The organism is Pseudomonas sp. B14-6, from assembly GCF_013260315.1.
In the GTDB taxonomy this organism is placed as follows: Bacteria; Pseudomonadota; Gammaproteobacteria; order Pseudomonadales; family Pseudomonadaceae; genus Aquipseudomonas; species Aquipseudomonas mandelii.
The window spans coordinates 6,274,632-6,288,454 of record NZ_CP053929.1; the positions used below are offsets into that span (position 1 = coordinate 6,274,632).

Consider the following 13,823-nt stretch of genomic DNA (forward strand, 5'->3'; position numbering starts at 1 on the left):
CCAGCGGGAGCAAGCTCCCTCGCCACAGGATCCGTGTTGCTTCTGACTGACTGGTTTTAGCCGTAGCGATCCAATAAAAACCCGGACAAGTGTCCGGGTTTTTTTATCTCCAGCGTTTGTCAGCTCCCCAATAGCCCACTGGTGTCCGCATCAAAACGTTGTTTGGCTTGATCAGCCTTCGGTTTGAGTAGCGTGAGCAGCTCGGCCTCGCCGTACAACCGTGTGACCGCCAGTTCCTTTGGCGTCGGCTCAATCGGGATCAGCACGTCTTCAGTGTCGGCATGCAGCCAGATCGCCACCAAGTGCAGCGCCGAAACAAACAGCACCCGCAGCTCAACGGTTTTACCCTGCAGTTGCGGCGACTGTTCCGCCAGTTTCAACGCCCCGACCGTCGCAGCGGCGATGGCCCCGTGGTTCAGCGAGGCGAACTCGACATGGCCGCGGACGTCGGCCAATTGCGCATCGGCAATCGTCACGCCATTGGAAAACACCAGGTAATGCCAATCGCCGACTTTGGCGTCTTTCAGGCCTTTGCCCTGGCTCACGTCCTCCAGGCTGAGCGAGTAACCACGGTAGGCCTCGCTCAGGCTGATGTTGCCGGGCGTGGCGTTGGCAAACTGGCGATTGACGCCGAAGCCTTGGGTTTGCAGGGCGGCTTGCAGCGCCGGACGCAATGTCTGTACGCCGTTGGAAGGCGCCTTTGGATAAGTCAGTTGCATGATGTCGCCCTCCTAGTTTTTAACGGTGAAGTAAGTGTTGGTCCAGTTGCCGCCGCCGTTGTAAGAACCGGGGAAGGAGTTCAACGCTCGGGTCGAGTAGCCGTAGATCGAGTCTGCGACCAGCACGTAGTTGCCGTTGGTGCCATAGATCGTCAGGAAGTGCGCACCGCCACCGAACCAGGCACAGCGCAAACCGATCGGTCGGCCCATGTTGATCTGGTTCTGGATGGCCGACATCTGCAGCGAACCCTGATTCATACCGTTGAAACTGCGGGTGATCCTCAGGGCTGTATCCAGATAGCCATACACGTTGCACGGCCCCGGTTGATTACAGCAGTTGCGGTCCAGCGCGGTGGTGGCCACGCCGCATTGGGTCCAGGACCCGGTGCCGTAATAGTTGCCGACCGAGGCGGAAACCGCCGCCCAGCACCAGTTGGTCTGGGTTTGCTTCTGCATTGTGAAGTTGAGGCTGGCAGCAGCCAGTGCGCTGAGGGGGGCAGCCGATTCGACATCGGACAGTTGCGGGTTGAGCAGATGACCGGTCAGGCACCTTGGCAGGGTTTCGCCGGTGAATGACGTGGCTTCAGTGGTTAACATTTTCAATCCTCCATGAGTGAAAACTAGCGTCCAGCTAGTGGGTATGTAGCGGTGTGGCTGAGCGATCGGCGTATGCGGTTTGCCATGTTGGATGGCCGGCTCCGATTCGGGCTCGGGGTAACCTTAGGCAGATATATGCGTATGTGCAAATAATTAAATGCACTAGTGCAAATTCCAGATCGAAAGGACGGCGCCTTTGGCAGCGCCGGAAGAAGCGTCATTTTTGCGTAGGAGTGACCGAAGGCGCCAATCCCTGGTTTCAGCTCTCGGCCTTTTTGTCCGCCGTCTTCAGCTCTTTCAGCCGCTGATCAATCAGCTGGCATTTGTCGGGAAGATCCGCGCTGGCGGTGCCCAAATCCATCTTCTGCAGCTCGGCGTTGATCTCTTTGGCCTTGGCCGGGTTCTGCTCGGTGAGTTTGGTCACTTCCTTGGCCAGTTGTTCGCGCTTGGCGGTGGCTTCTTCGGGAGTGCAGGCCCAGGCAGGGAGGGCGCAGGTGAGAGTGGTGACGAGGGTGAGTTTCAGCAGGGTTTTCATTGTGAGCCTCAGTCCGGGTTAAGACGGGTTAACCGGTTGAGGGCCGAAGTACGGCAAAAGTTCAGCGGCGCAGTGGTGGATCGACCGGGATTTCGTGGATGCTTAGCCTTTCCCCCCCTGTTTCCTGTGCCCAAGGATCGAACATGCTTCCAAAAGCAGTGTTGATGGTACTTTTCCTGTCGCTATCAGCTTGCGGACCTTCTCGTTCAGCATGGATCGACAGCGCCAACAGCCTGGTCGGGCAGCCGATGCCCGATCTCGAAAACAAACCTTGCGATGCTCGCTGTCAGCTCATGCTGTGGTCCCCAAACAATCACGAACACCGCTATGAACGAGTGGTCGAGGGCGATGGCAATCGTTACTACTTCAACTGGCTATTCGATTGCAGTTACTCGGTGTACACCACGGCCGATGGTGTGATCCGGTCGTGGCGGTTCGAGACATCGCGGCCTGAAAGTTGTTATGTGTTCTAGCGCACTATCCCCCGTGGCAGCAGCTGGATGACGCCTTGTCTTCGTATTTGTCGTGGTGCTGCACCCACTCCATGATCTCCTCTTCATTACGGCCCTTGGGCGTCAGGTCGAGGTAGTTATAGGCCCCGACCAACATGTCCAGGCCCCGGGCATAGGTGGAATAGGTGTGAAAGATTTCTCCCGCTTCATTGCGATAAAACACGCTGAGGCCAGGGAGTTCTTCTTCGGCGCCGTCGGATTTTTCGTAGTTGTAGGTGGCTTTGCCGGCAGCGACGTCTTCGGCTCGGGCGGAAACGCCAAAGTCGTAGTTGAAATCGCAGCCTTCTGACGATACCCAATCGAATTTCCAGCCCATACGCCGTTTGAAGGCTTGGAATTCGGCGAACGGTGCGTGAGAAACTGCGACCACTGCCACGTCATGATGGGCCAGATGCTGGTTGGCGCCATCGATGTGGTCGGACAGGAACGAGCAGCCGGGGCAGCCTTCGTCCCATCCGGCGGCGAACATGAAGTGGTAGATGACCAACTGGCTGCGGCCGCCGAACAGGTCGGCGAGTTTCAGTTCGCCTTGGGGGCCCTGGAAGTGGTAATCCTTGTCGATTTTCACCCAGGGCAGGGCGCGGCGTTCGGCGCTGAGTTTGTCCCGTTCCTTTGTGAAGGCTTTTTCGTGGGCCAGGTGTTGTTTGCGGGCGGCGAGCCAATCTTCGCGGGACACGACGGGATGATTCTGAACGTTCATCAGGTTTTCTCCTTCGCAAGGCTGGGAGGTGACTTACAGAGCCTAGTCGTTTGACCTGCGTCCAATTCGACATGCCGTCGGTCGGCAGCCGCAAAAAACTCGGTTGAACGGCTGCGCGCGGTGCCGGTCACAACTTAAGAAGGCCCTCTCTCACAGGCTTTGGAGGTTGAATCAGGATGACCACTTACAACTGGGATTTGATTGAACGCTTGCTGCACGAAGTGCAACGCGGTGAGGCCAGTTTCACGCCGCGCCCGTATGCCGAGCAGCATGCGGCGGAGAAAGCGTCGGAAGGCGAAGCGACTGAAAACCTCGATCACCTCAAGGCTGTGGCCGGCGAGTACGAAAAATTATTGCTGGCGCGCGGTTATATCGAGCCTCGACCCGAAGAGCAGGGCGGCACCGGCTCCAATTACATTTTGACGCCGCGTGGCTCGAGCTTGTTGAGCCTGATCGACAGCAGCATTCCGGGTAATGACCATCCGCGGCAGGTGTTGGATGAGCAGGAAGATGCGCTGGATGAGCTGACGTTTGATGAGGTGGCGTCGAAGGCGCAGATTGCCTGAAGACCACCTGAAACCAATGTGGGAGTGAGCCTGCTCGCGATTGCGGAGTGTCAGTCGACATCGTCGTTGTCTGATACTCCATCATCGCGAGCAGGCTCACTCCCACATTTTGACCTGTGTTGGGCTTAGCCTTGTTGCGCGGCTTTCAGGCATTTCAAATCGTTGAAGTCCTTGCGCACCCCTTCAATCTTTTTCAACAGCCGCTGACGTTGAGGCGGCGTACTCTCGGCCATCAAATCCACGAACAATCCTCGTGCTTGCGCTTCAGTGTTGGCATAGGCCTGACGGTACGCCGGCGTCCATAAACTCTCACGATTCACCAGAAGCGTCTCGATTCTCTGTGGGAATTCCGGACTCTGACGCTGCGCAACGGCCGCACTGAATTGCTTCTGCCAATGCGCTCGGTTGGCGATCCATTGCGTGTTCTGGTCACCCAAGGCGTTCGACCATGTCACCACCCGTTGTCTCTGAGTCGGGCTGAGCGGGCCCAGCCAGTCATTCAGGCGTTTTTGCATGCGCTCGCTACGTTCCTTGATCTGCTGATCGAGCGTCGGTTTGACGTAATCGTCTTGGCGCTTGCGCTGATCCTTGGCGAAGGCGTCGTTCATTTCAGCGACTTGCTTGTCATCCAGCCCCTGTAACAATTCGATGGCCGAAGGGGTGATTTCCCGGGCGGTCTGTGCGATGGCGTCCTTGGCTTCCTGAGTGCGGATTTGCAGCGCGTCGTCGGTGACCTGGTTGGTCTCGACCATCGCCTGCAAGCGGTCCAGCCAGTCAAGGTAGCCCGGCAGTTGCGTGGTGCAGTGCCAGCTCAGGTGTTCCTTGAGGCGCTCGTTGAACCAGCCTTTTTGTTCGCCGTTCATGTCCAGGTAATCGCTGAGCGTCCACGGAATGATCACGTCGAGGTTGCGATAGGCCAGGCCCACGCGGCTACAGGCGCCAAGGGCCAGGCTGAGCGTGATGATGAGGGCTAGATACTTTAACCAGCGCGACATGGGCGAATCCTTGCGAAGATCTGGCTTCTTTAGTGGATTCTTATGTGAACGCAGAATGGGCCCGGCAGTTCAGCCGATCAATAGAAGGGGCGCTCGGCCTTGAGGGTGACCAACCCGTCGCACTGGCTGTTGTGCCCGGAGTAGGCGGAACAGTCGCTGCCGCTGAGGCTTGAGTCGCTGTAGATCAGGTTGAGGTCGACACCCATGAACGGCCGGGAAAGTTGCACCGACCAATCGGTAAAACTGCCGATATAGCCGCCGTCGACGGACGCTGGCGTGTTGAGTTGGTGGGTGGTGTATTTCATGCTGATCCCGATGCCGAACGGCTGATTGCCGCCCAGGTCGGCGAAGACGGTGCTGTTCTGTTTGTCCGGGTCGTTGCTGAAGGCTGCGCCGAAACGGCTGCCGAGAAAGGTCAGGCCACCGAAAAACTCCTGGCTGTCGAGGGTGTCCACTTTCGGGTAGCTGTAATGGATCATGCCGACTTCGTACCCGAGGGTATTATCGAAAGGCTGTTTAAAGCCCAGGTAGGAGTCGACTTCAAGGTTGGCCCCAGGGGATAAACCCATGCTCGGCGCCCATTGCCCCGCGTAAAAGCCACTGTCATGGCTCAGGTCGAGACCACCGTGGAACGAACCGGTGCTGGCGGGCTTGACCAGCCCTTGGGCCATGCTGCGGCTGGGGGTGGTGCCGAGTTTGAGATCGAAATCGCCCAATTCACGCTGGAAGATTTGCGCGTTGGCGACCGAACACGACAGCAGGGTGCCGAGCAATAAATGGGAGGGTTTGAGCATGCGTCACTCCATGACCGCGAGGAGCAGGAACAAAAACCTACTGAAACGCTTGATCTAGACGTGTGCAAGCATACCGGCGAATGCTCGGCATTGAAGGCCGTTCGTCGATTTTTGAAATATTGATGTGTTTGGCGGGGTGTTGCGGGGAGGTTCCAGTCCAAGCGCTTCGAAGCTCAAAGCGCTTACGGACCAGGTGACGCGGCGGATCTTTGGGGGAGTGTTACTTCTTGCCCAAAGTGATCTGCTTGGACGGGCCGAACGTCTGGCCGCTCACGCCTTTGGCAATTTGCTGGATCTCGCCGCCGGACTTGAGGAACGCAGCGATCTGGTTGTTGATCGATTCGCTGGTTTCAACGGCTGGAGCTGGCTTTGCTTTGCTGTTGGATGCTTTTACACGCATGGCGGCCATTAACCTGTAGAAAATTAACTTGGCCAGGCATCGTACAGGAAATACTTGACAATTGCTTGGCTAATATCCCCTCAAAATACACATTGCAGGGGCGTCATTAATCACAAGCTATTATTCGAAACACGTTCCTAAGCTGCTGTTTTAAATAAGAACGACGGTAGAAAAACACAGGTTTCAGATCCGCTGGCGAGGGTGACGATCGCCCGTTCGGCCTGACGAGCGGCCAAATACCCAAGGCAAAACCCAGGAAAATTAAGGCCTTCAGAAGAATTTCTGGTGTCACCGGGCTGGCCACGGGAACGCCGCACGGAAAAACGGGTAGAATGCCGCCCACGCAATGAGGGTATTGGAAATGGCTTTAGTCGGGCGCTACAACAGTTTGCAAGTGGTTAAACACACTAACTTCGGTTTATATCTTGACGGTGGCGCGGATGGCGAAATCCTCCTGCCTAATCGTTATATTCCCAAAGATATTCCCAGCGAAGATGAAGATTGGCTCAACGTTTTTGTTTATCTGGACAGCGATGACAAACTCATCGCAACTACCGAAAAGCCGAAAGTTCAGGTCGGTGAATTCGCCAGTTTGAAAGTCGTTGAGGTCAACAGCATCGGTGTTTTCCTGGATTGGGGCCTGCCGAAGGATTTGCTGCTGCCGTACTCCGAAGAAAAACGCCAGATGACGGCCGGCGAATATGTCGTGGTGCACGTCTACCTCGACAAGCACACTCGCCGCATCACCGCGACGGCGCGCCTGGACCGCTACCTCGACAAGACCCCCGCCAGCTACACGCCTGGCCAGGAAGTTGATTTGCTGGTGGCCGAAGCGACCGACATGGGCTTCAAGGCAATCATCAACAACAAGCACTGGGGCCTGATTCACAAGAACGAAATCTTCAAGTTCATGCGCGCCGGCAAGGAAGAGAAAGGCTTTATCAAAGAAGTCCGTACCGACGGCAAGATCAGCCTGAGCCTGCAACCGGTGGGCGAAGAAGCCGCCACCAGCCTCAACTCGAAGATCCTCGCCAAGTTGCGTGAAAACAACGGCACCCTGCCGGTCAGCGACAAGAGCGACCCGACCGTGATCACCAGCCTGTTTGGTGTCAGCAAAGGCAACTTCAAGAAGGCTATCGGTGCGCTGTACAAAAATGGCCAGATCGTCATTCATGCGGATCGCATTGAACTAAGCTGACCTCGCTCCGGCCCCATATAGAACGATTACAGAGGGGCGGGTTATGAAAAAAGGGCTGTTTGCCTACGCGGGCACCTTGCTCGCGTTTCTTGTGCTCGACGGCCTATGGCTGGGCGTGCTGATGGCGCCGACTTATCGGGCGCTGCTCGGTCCGCTGATGCTCGACCAACCGCTGCTGGCCCCGGCAGCGGTGTTCTATCTTCTTTATGTCTTGGGTTGCGTGGTGTTCGTGGTGTTGCCGGCGAAGACCTGGCGACGAGCTTCGGTGCTGGGCGCGCTATTGGGTCTGGTGGCTTACGGCACGTATGACCTGAGTAACTGGGCAACCTTGAACGGATGGTCGGCGCAGTTGGCGTTGATGGACATGGCCTGGGGCACGTTGGCCACCTGCATTGCCTGCACGGTCGGGTATTGGGTTGCGCGAAAAGTGCAGTGATCCTCGTTGCCTGCAATGACGCAATCGGGAATTTAAACGTCCCGTCCAGGCGGCATTTTCTGGCCGTTTGGTTAATAATCGACAGCATAACTTTTCGCCCCGACACCGTTTGTTCAGCAAGCAGGCCGGGGCTTTGTTTTTACTGTCGAGTCACTGCCATGTTTGTTGTTGTCGAGGTGTTCCGGTGAGCGCCAGCCGGCGTAGCGCCGATGGGTTTGCCCTGCAAGTGATGGTCGGGTTGTGCCTGATCTGGGGCGTGCAGCAGGTGATGATCAAATGGGCGGCGCCCGACATCGCTCCGGTCATGCAAGCGGCGGGGCGGTCGGGTATTTCCGCGTTGCTTGTAGGACTGTTGATCTGCTGGAAGGGTGGCTGGGACCAAGTCAGCAGCACCTGGCGCGGTGGCTTGTTGGCCGGTGCGTTGTTTGGTCTGGAGTTCTTTTTCATTTCCGAAGGTTTGCAACTGACCACGGCAGCGCATATGTCGGTGTTCCTTTATACCGCGCCGATTTTTACCGCGTTGGGCGTGCACTGGCTGCTGCCGAGCGAACGTCTGAGGCCGGTGCAATGGCTGGGGATTTTCCTCGCCTTCGTCGGGATCGCCATCGCGTTTGCTGGCGGCGTGTCCTGGGACAACCTCGACCACCGCATGTTGATGGGCGATGCGTTGGGCGTACTGGCCGGGGCATCCTGGGGCGCGACCACGGTGGTGGTGCGTGCCTCGCGACTGTCGGAAGCCCCGGTCACGTTGACCCTCTTTTACCAACTGATCGTCGGTTTCGTTGGGCTGCTGCTGATCGCGATCCTCAGCGGTCAGGTGACCCACGTCAGCCTGACCACCGTGGCGGTGGCGAGCGTGCTGTTCCAGGGATTGGTCGTGTCGTTCTTCAGCTACCTGACGTGGTTCTGGCTGTTGCGCCGTTACCTGGCCGCGAACCTGGCGGTGTTTTCGTTCATGACACCGCTGTTCGGTGTCACATTCGGCGTGGTGTTGCTGGGTGAAGAGTTGAGCCTGAACTTCGTCATCGGTGCCGTGCTGGTGTTGTTGGGCATCACGTTTGTCAGCGCTGAGCAGTGGGTTCGCCGTCGTTTGCGCAAAGCCCTGGGGCAGCAGTGACGGGACGCAGTAACAACCCACCGGCGACAAGCAAGCCGCTGCCGGCAACCACCAGCGCTGGCTGCAAACCACCACTGAAATGGCTGCTCAGCGCTGCCAGCAACGGTCCGGCGAGCTGACCCACGGCAAAGCAGGCCGTTAGCATCCCGGCGTTGCGTTGAGTAGCGTGGGGCGCCAGTTCTCGGGAGCGTTGCATCACCAATTGCATGCAGGCCAGGAACGGCGTGCCGCACAGAATCACCCCCAGCGCCAGGCCCGAGCCGCTGCCCAACAGACAGGCAAAGACACCAGCGGCTTGCAGCCACAACGTCACCATCAGCCAGTGGCGGGTGCCATTCGGGGTTTGTCGACGCAGGCTGACCAGCACCACCCCGATAGCCGACGCCAGACCGAAGCACGGCCAGAACAGGTCGGCCTGCCATTGGCCATGGAACTGTGCGCTGGCCATTTGCGAAAGGAACGTGGCGGGGATGATGTAGCCCAAGCCGTACAACCCGTAGATCACACCTAGACGACCAATGCCTCGCTGGTTCGAAGTGGCTGTGCTCGGTGCGGCAACCGCAGTCGCGGTCGATTGCGGCAAAAACGGCAGAATCCCCAGCAGCATTGCCAATGCGACACCGGCATACACCAGCCACAAGGTGGCAGACGTCTGCCCGAGCAGGTGCGAGCCCAACGCCAACATTCCTGTGAGAAAAATCCCCAAACCAGGTCCGGCAAATACCTGGGCGCCCAGTCGTGGGCTGCCGGCTGCCGCTGCCAGTGGCTGGCTCAACGCCGTGATCATCACCAGCACCCAGGCGCTGGCCACGCCGGTACCGAATCGCAGCACCAGGTGCGACCAGAACCCGTTGGCCCAGAACGACGCCAGTGTCAGCAGCACACACAGCCACAACCCACCGAGCAGTCGCCGACGGACCTGTTCGGGACGGCGAGAGAACATGGCATCCACGGCACCGACGAAGTAGCCGAGGTAGTTGGCGGCCGCAATCAGACCGGCGGCAGTCAGGTCGATCTGACCTTCGCTGAGCAAGTGCGGCATTTGCGGTGTGAGGGCGAAACGCCCGATCCCCATGGCCATCATCAGGGCGATAAAACTGGCGAGTAAGCGAATCAAGGGAGACATGGTCTGAATTCCGGTAAAGGCTCAATGACCGTCAGGCTAGGACTGATTGACTTTCTTTAAAAATGAATAATAGTGAGTAACTTGTTCTGATTTGGAGAATATCGTGGAGTTCAGCCAATTGCGGATTTTCCAGGCCGTGGCGCAGGAGGGGTCGATCACCCGTGCTGCCGAACGGTTGCACCGGGTGCCGTCTAACCTGTCAACGCGACTCAAGCAACTTGAAGAGCAGCTCGGTGTAGAGCTTTTCGTCCGCGAGCGTCAGCGTTTGCAACTGTCACCTGCGGGAAAAGTCCTGCTGGACTACACCGCCAAACTCTTCAGCTTGCGCGACGAAGCCCAGGCAGCAGTGCAGGGCGGGCAACCGGCCGGGGACTTCGTGTTGGGCACCATGTACAGCACGGCGGCGATTCATTTGCCGGGACTACTGGCGCGTTATCACCGCACGTATCCGGCGGTGAACCTGCAAGTGCAGTCCGGGCCCAGCGGTGAATTGCTTGAGGGTTTGCTCACCGGTCGTCTCGATGCGGCCTTGGTGGATGGCCCGCTGGAGCTGGCCGGTCTGGACGGTGTGCCATTATGCGACGAGCGGCTGGTGCTGATCAGCGAGGCCGATCACCCGCCGGTCCGCAGCGCCATGGACGTGGAAGGGCGCTCGGTGTTTACCTTTCGTCAGGGCTGCTCCTACCGCATGCGTCTTGAAGCCTGGTTTGCCCATGACCACGCGGCCATGGGCCGGGCGATGGAGATCGAGTCTTACCCGGGCATGCTGGCGTGTGTGATTGCTGGCTCGGGCGTGGCGCTGATGTCGGAGTCGATGCTGGCAAGCCTGCCGGGCCGTGAAAGCGTGGGGGTGCACCCGCTGGCGGAGCCGTTTGCCCACGCGACGACCTGGTTGATGTGGCGCAAAGGCATGGTCGGGGCCAACCTGAACGCGTGGATTGAACAGCAACAAGCGGTCTATCCATCGGCGCCGATGCAGGCTTCGGCGATTGCTTGAACTATCGGTCAGGTATTTTGATCAATTCAGTAACAGATCATTGCGGATTTGGCCGAGCATTGCGTAGGACTTCAGACTATTATCAGTGCGAAGGGGCTACAGAATTTCAGCCGCTCGGCACTACCCTGAAGGGGGCACCATGAAAGAGAAAATTCAAAACTGGCTGCACGATCTGGGTGTTGCACTCGGTTTGATCGAACCGCCTCTGCAACCTGTTCCTATTCGCACCGACGACGAACAGCGTCGACGCCAGCCGCGCCGTCGGTAAGTCTGACCCGCACTGGCTCAAACCTGGCAAATCCTCTGTGGCGAGGGAGCTTGCTCCCGCTGGGGCGCGTAGCGCCCCTTGGTAGCCTCAGAGTTGTCAGGGAATACTCGGACAGGATTGGCGACTGCTGCGCAGCCGAACGGGAGCAAGCTCCCTCGCCACAGTTCACCACGAGCGTGCGTTTGGCATTCGGACTCAATGCCGTCCAATCTCCACCAAAAACCGACTCAAATCATTCGCCGTCCTGGCATCCTTGAGCATACGGTCTTCTTCCGCCGTAAACGCCGTCAACCCCAGCTCATCCTCCAGATGGAAGATCAGCTCTTCGATATCCTGTTTATCCAATCCCAACTGCGCCAGGCTGGCGTTGTCGTCGAAGTCATCCTGACCCTCCAGCAGGCGGCTGATGAAACGATGCACGGCGGCACGAACGGCAGCTCTTTTCATGGTGGTTCTTCGAGGGCGTTATTGTTGTTCCTGAGCTTGAGTACAGCAGGCTTCAGGTGTGTGAGCGCTGCCACTCGTCAATCATCGTGCGCAAATGCTCCCCGGAAAAACTCCCGAAATGCCCGCCGTGCACCGTACGGATCGGCAACGTGCGCAAGCGCTGCAGGCTGCGAGCGTAGTCGTCGAGATTGGAGTGGTAGGCGTCTTCGATCAGCGGGCCGTCGTAGATGATGTCGCCGCTGAACAGCGTCTCGGTTGCCGCTTCGTACAGGCTGATGCCGCCCGGTGAATGCCCCGGCGTATGCAGCACCTGCAGTACGCGATTGCCCAGATCCAGCACGTCGCCTTCTTCAATCATCCCCGTGGCCGGCGCGGCTTTGACCCGATATTCGGCATAGCACAACGGGCAGTCCGGGTGCGCCTCGAACATCTCGTCGCCGACAAACGCCCGGCTCAAATCGTTTTCGCCGTCGGGTGCCGCCAGGATGTCGGCCTCGGCCGGATGCACCAGGCGCTCGGGAAATTCGTGATGACCGGCAATGTGGTCGAAATGGCAATGACTGGCCACTGCCACCAGCGGCCGCTCGGTGATCCACGGCAACTGCTCGCGCAGGCTCACCAACCCGGAACCGCTGTCCAGCAGCAAGTCCTTGTCGCGGCCCTGAATGTGCCAGAGGTTGCAGCGATAGAAGGGCCGGATGTAAGGCTCGTGAATCAGCCGTATGCCGTCACCGAGCTGTTTGACCTCGAACCACTGATCGCGCGAAACAATCTTCATCAAAGGTTTTCTCCAGACGAAAAAAAACGGGTGTGGCAACCGACGCCACACCCGTCGAAGAAAGCATCAAGTCGTTAGGTTCAGCTTAGGCGGCGCTGGCCATCGTTGCCGGACGAGGGGACAGCAAGCTGACCACCACGAAGCTCACCAGGCCCACGCCGAGGCTGTAGTAGATCGGAGTGTTGGCGTCCATACCGTCCTTGAACATGAACAGCAGCGCAGTGGCAAAGCCCATGCCCATGCTGGCGATAGCGCCGGCGGTGGTTGCGCGTTTCCAGAAGATCGCGCCCATCAGCGGAATCAGCATGCCGCCCACCAACAGGTTGTAAGCCAGGGTCAAGGCACTGATCACATCGTTTACCACCAGCGCGATACCCAGCACCACGATGCCGGTCAGCAGGGTGAACAGGCGGTTGATGCCCAGGCTCGACTGTTTGCCGCCGCGCAGTTTCGGCAGCAGGTCTTCGGTCAGAGTGGTGGCGGCGGCGAGCAGGCCGGCGCTGGCGGTGGACATCATTGCTGCCAGGGCAGCCGCGATCACCAAGCCACGGATGCCGTCCGGCAGCGAGACTTTGACGATAGCGGCAAAAGCGTTATTGACGTTGTCCAGATCCGGGATCAGTACGTGAGCGGCCATGCCGATCAATGCACAGACCAGGCCGTAGATGATGCAGTAGATGCCCGCGGTGGTACCGGCATACTTCGCAACTTTCTCGCTTCGTGCGGTGAACACCCGTTGCCAGATATCCTGGCCTATCAGGATGCCGAAGAAGTAAATCATGAAGTAGGTGATGATGGTGTCCCAGCCAATGCTGGTGAAGCTGAAGCTGGCAGCCGGCAATTGTGCAACCAGTTGATCCCAGCCACCCACTCGGTACAAGCAGATTGGCAGCAGCAGGAACATCAGGCCTACGGTCTGGATACCGAACTGGACGATGTCGGTCAGGGTCAGCGACCACATTCCGCCGATGGCCGAGTAGATCACCACCACGCCACCGCCGAGAATTACCGACATCCAGAACGGAAGGCCGAACAGCACTTGCAGCACGGTGCCGATCGCCAGGATCGAGGTCACGCCGATCATCAGCGCATAGGCCAGCATGATGCTCGCGCTTGCGGTACGAGCCATTGGGTTGTAGCGCTTTTCCAGCACTTGAGTGACGGTGAAAACCTTCAGCTTCAGCAGCGGTTTGGCGAGGAACAGGTTCAGCGCGACGATCCCGCAACCCAGTGCAGCACAGAGCCAGAAACCGGAGATGCCATGAACGTAGCCCAGGCGCACGGTGCCCACGGTGGACGCGCCGCCCAGAACGGTGGCGGCCATGGTGCCCATGTACAGGCTCGGGCCGAGGTTGCGACCGGCGACCAAGTAGTCTTCGTTGGTCTTGGCCTTGCGCATGCCGAAGTAGCCAAGTATCAGCATCGCGGCGGCGTAGATGAGTACGACGAATAAATCCAAAGCCATGATGGCGTGTCTCCGATTGTCTTTTTTATGGTGAGGCGAAAATCAATGTGGCAATCAGTCCGCTTTTTGTGGCGAGGGAGCTTGCTCCCGCTGGGCTGCGAAGCAGCCCCAAATCCTGCAACCGCGTTTCTTCAGGGGAAACACCATTCGCCTGTTTTGCGACTGCTGCGCAG

The 13,823-nt window shown here is 58.4% G+C and carries 18 protein-coding genes; 7 read left to right on the top strand and 11 right to left on the bottom strand.

The genetic code is table 11. From position 1 onward, the window contains the following. Positions 1 to 119: 119 nt before the first annotated feature. From HP062_RS28670 to HP062_RS28680, 3 genes are all read right to left on the bottom strand, one after another. Complete coding sequence (locus HP062_RS28670) at positions 120 to 719, bottom strand: hypothetical protein (protein ID WP_145308088.1); 600 nt, start codon at positions 717 to 719, stop codon at positions 120 to 122. Between the two features lie 12 nt (positions 720 to 731). Then, on the bottom strand, positions 732 to 1,316 hold the full coding sequence (locus HP062_RS28675; protein ID WP_010462038.1) for a papain-like cysteine protease family protein: 585 nt from the start codon (positions 1,314 to 1,316) through the stop codon (positions 732 to 734). 259 nt (positions 1,317 to 1,575) lie between these two features. Further along, positions 1,576 to 1,851, bottom strand: a complete 276-nt coding sequence (locus HP062_RS28680) for a hypothetical protein (protein ID WP_172792408.1) — start codon at positions 1,849 to 1,851, stop codon at positions 1,576 to 1,578. Positions 1,852 to 1,994: 143 nt separating this feature from the next. Between HP062_RS28680 and HP062_RS28685 the strand changes: the two genes are divergently transcribed. Then, positions 1,995 to 2,324: a hypothetical protein gene (locus tag HP062_RS28685; protein ID WP_172792409.1), complete on the top strand. Its 330-nt coding sequence runs from the start codon at positions 1,995 to 1,997 to the stop codon at positions 2,322 to 2,324. Positions 2,325 to 2,328: 4 nt separating this feature from the next. Here the strand turns inward: HP062_RS28685 and HP062_RS28690 are convergent, their stop codons facing one another. Then, entirely contained in the window at positions 2,329 to 3,063 is a 735-nt protein-coding gene (locus HP062_RS28690; RefSeq protein ID WP_172792410.1) for a thioredoxin family protein, read from the bottom strand. 176 nt (positions 3,064 to 3,239) lie between these two features. On the opposite strand from HP062_RS28690, the gene HP062_RS28695 reads away from it, so the two are divergent. Further along, a complete protein-coding gene (locus HP062_RS28695; protein WP_169856100.1) occupies positions 3,240 to 3,629 on the top strand; it encodes a transcriptional regulator in 390 nt (129 codons plus the stop codon). A gap of 125 nt (positions 3,630 to 3,754) precedes the next feature. Here HP062_RS28695 and HP062_RS28700 read toward each other — a convergent pair whose 3' ends face one another. From HP062_RS28700 to HP062_RS28710, 3 genes are all read right to left on the bottom strand, one after another. Beyond that, on the bottom strand, positions 3,755 to 4,624 hold the full coding sequence (locus HP062_RS28700) for a DUF6279 family lipoprotein (protein ID WP_172792411.1): 870 nt from the start codon (positions 4,622 to 4,624) through the stop codon (positions 3,755 to 3,757). 77 nt (positions 4,625 to 4,701) lie between these two features. After that, positions 4,702 to 5,418, bottom strand: coding sequence for a TorF family putative porin (locus tag HP062_RS28705; protein WP_010462029.1), 717 nt, complete (start codon positions 5,416 to 5,418; stop codon positions 4,702 to 4,704). Between the two features lie 220 nt (positions 5,419 to 5,638). Then, positions 5,639 to 5,827, bottom strand: a complete 189-nt coding sequence (locus HP062_RS28710; RefSeq protein WP_017337097.1) for a hypothetical protein — start codon at positions 5,825 to 5,827, stop codon at positions 5,639 to 5,641. Between the two features lie 352 nt (positions 5,828 to 6,179). On the opposite strand from HP062_RS28710, the gene HP062_RS28715 reads away from it, so the two are divergent. The 3 genes from HP062_RS28715 (at position 6,180) to HP062_RS28725 (ending at position 8,569) form a co-directional block, all read left to right on the top strand. Then, positions 6,180 to 7,016 carry a S1 RNA-binding domain-containing protein gene (locus tag HP062_RS28715; RefSeq protein WP_102594246.1) on the top strand — a complete coding sequence of 279 codons (837 nt, stop codon included), beginning with the start codon at positions 6,180 to 6,182 and terminating at the stop codon, positions 7,014 to 7,016. 43 nt (positions 7,017 to 7,059) lie between these two features. Beyond that, positions 7,060 to 7,452, top strand: a complete 393-nt coding sequence (locus tag HP062_RS28720; protein WP_145308086.1) for a DUF2177 family protein — start codon at positions 7,060 to 7,062, stop codon at positions 7,450 to 7,452. Positions 7,453 to 7,636: 184 nt separating this feature from the next. After that, positions 7,637 to 8,569, top strand: a complete 933-nt coding sequence (locus HP062_RS28725; RefSeq protein ID WP_010462021.1) for a DMT family transporter — start codon at positions 7,637 to 7,639, stop codon at positions 8,567 to 8,569. Here HP062_RS28725 and HP062_RS28730 read toward each other — a convergent pair. Next, on the bottom strand, positions 8,514 to 9,695 hold the full coding sequence (locus HP062_RS28730; RefSeq protein WP_172792412.1) for an MFS transporter: 1,182 nt from the start codon (positions 9,693 to 9,695) through the stop codon (positions 8,514 to 8,516). The genes HP062_RS28725 and HP062_RS28730 overlap by 56 nt on opposite strands. Before the next feature lie 103 nt (positions 9,696 to 9,798). On the opposite strand from HP062_RS28730, the gene HP062_RS28735 reads away from it, so the two are divergent. Together HP062_RS28735 and HP062_RS31250 are read left to right on the top strand one after the other, a co-directional pair. Next, positions 9,799 to 10,692 carry a LysR family transcriptional regulator gene (locus HP062_RS28735; protein WP_102594249.1) on the top strand — a complete coding sequence of 298 codons (894 nt, stop codon included), beginning with the start codon at positions 9,799 to 9,801 and terminating at the stop codon, positions 10,690 to 10,692. Between the two features lie 139 nt (positions 10,693 to 10,831). Next, positions 10,832 to 10,960 carry a PA1414 family protein gene (locus HP062_RS31250; protein WP_003184145.1) on the top strand — a complete coding sequence of 43 codons (129 nt, stop codon included), beginning with the start codon at positions 10,832 to 10,834 and terminating at the stop codon, positions 10,958 to 10,960. A 195-nt stretch (positions 10,961 to 11,155) separates the two neighbouring features. Here HP062_RS31250 and HP062_RS28740 read toward each other — a convergent pair whose 3' ends face one another. The 3 genes from HP062_RS28740 to HP062_RS28750 form a co-directional block, all read right to left on the bottom strand. Next, on the bottom strand, positions 11,156 to 11,407 hold the full coding sequence (locus tag HP062_RS28740; protein WP_010462011.1) for a hypothetical protein: 252 nt from the start codon (positions 11,405 to 11,407) through the stop codon (positions 11,156 to 11,158). 52 nt (positions 11,408 to 11,459) lie between these two features. Continuing rightward, positions 11,460 to 12,185: an MBL fold metallo-hydrolase gene (locus HP062_RS28745; RefSeq protein ID WP_172792413.1), complete on the bottom strand. Its 726-nt coding sequence runs from the start codon at positions 12,183 to 12,185 to the stop codon at positions 11,460 to 11,462. An 85-nt stretch (positions 12,186 to 12,270) separates the two neighbouring features. Next, positions 12,271 to 13,650: a sodium:solute symporter gene (locus HP062_RS28750; RefSeq protein WP_077749135.1), complete on the bottom strand. Its 1,380-nt coding sequence runs from the start codon at positions 13,648 to 13,650 to the stop codon at positions 12,271 to 12,273. Positions 13,651 to 13,823: the final 173 nt, after the last annotated feature.

Bases quoted from the DNA above. Each gene is read 5' to 3' on its own strand.
- HP062_RS28690 (WP_172792410.1), bottom strand. From the start codon at position 3,063: ATGAACGTTCAGAATCATCCCGTCGTGTCCCGCGAAGATTGGCTCGCC.
- HP062_RS28730 (WP_172792412.1), bottom strand. From the start codon at position 9,695: ATGTCTCCCTTGATTCGCTTACTCGCCAGTTTTATCGCCCTGATGATG.
- HP062_RS28685 (WP_172792409.1), top strand. From the start codon at position 1,995: ATGCTTCCAAAAGCAGTGTTGATGGTACTTTTCCTGTCGCTATCAGCT.
- HP062_RS28720 (WP_145308086.1), top strand. From the start codon at position 7,060: ATGAAAAAAGGGCTGTTTGCCTACGCGGGCACCTTGCTCGCGTTTCTT.
- HP062_RS28715 (WP_102594246.1), top strand. From the start codon at position 6,180: ATGGCTTTAGTCGGGCGCTACAACAGTTTGCAAGTGGTTAAACACACT.
- HP062_RS28745 (WP_172792413.1), bottom strand. From the start codon at position 12,185: ATGAAGATTGTTTCGCGCGATCAGTGGTTCGAGGTCAAACAGCTCGGT.
- HP062_RS28750 (WP_077749135.1), bottom strand. From the start codon at position 13,650: ATGGCTTTGGATTTATTCGTCGTACTCATCTACGCCGCCGCGATGCTG.
- HP062_RS28670 (WP_145308088.1), bottom strand. From the start codon at position 719: ATGCAACTGACTTATCCAAAGGCGCCTTCCAACGGCGTACAGACATTG.
- HP062_RS28705 (WP_010462029.1), bottom strand. From the start codon at position 5,418: ATGCTCAAACCCTCCCATTTATTGCTCGGCACCCTGCTGTCGTGTTCG.
- HP062_RS31250 (WP_003184145.1), top strand. From the start codon at position 10,832: ATGAAAGAGAAAATTCAAAACTGGCTGCACGATCTGGGTGTTGCACTC.
- HP062_RS28710 (WP_017337097.1), bottom strand. From the start codon at position 5,827: ATGGCCGCCATGCGTGTAAAAGCATCCAACAGCAAAGCAAAGCCAGCT.
- HP062_RS28680 (WP_172792408.1), bottom strand. From the start codon at position 1,851: ATGAAAACCCTGCTGAAACTCACCCTCGTCACCACTCTCACCTGCGCC.
- HP062_RS28700 (WP_172792411.1), bottom strand. From the start codon at position 4,624: ATGTCGCGCTGGTTAAAGTATCTAGCCCTCATCATCACGCTCAGCCTG.
- HP062_RS28675 (WP_010462038.1), bottom strand. From the start codon at position 1,316: ATGTTAACCACTGAAGCCACGTCATTCACCGGCGAAACCCTGCCAAGG.
- HP062_RS28740 (WP_010462011.1), bottom strand. From the start codon at position 11,407: ATGAAAAGAGCTGCCGTTCGTGCCGCCGTGCATCGTTTCATCAGCCGC.
- HP062_RS28695 (WP_169856100.1), top strand. From the start codon at position 3,240: ATGACCACTTACAACTGGGATTTGATTGAACGCTTGCTGCACGAAGTG.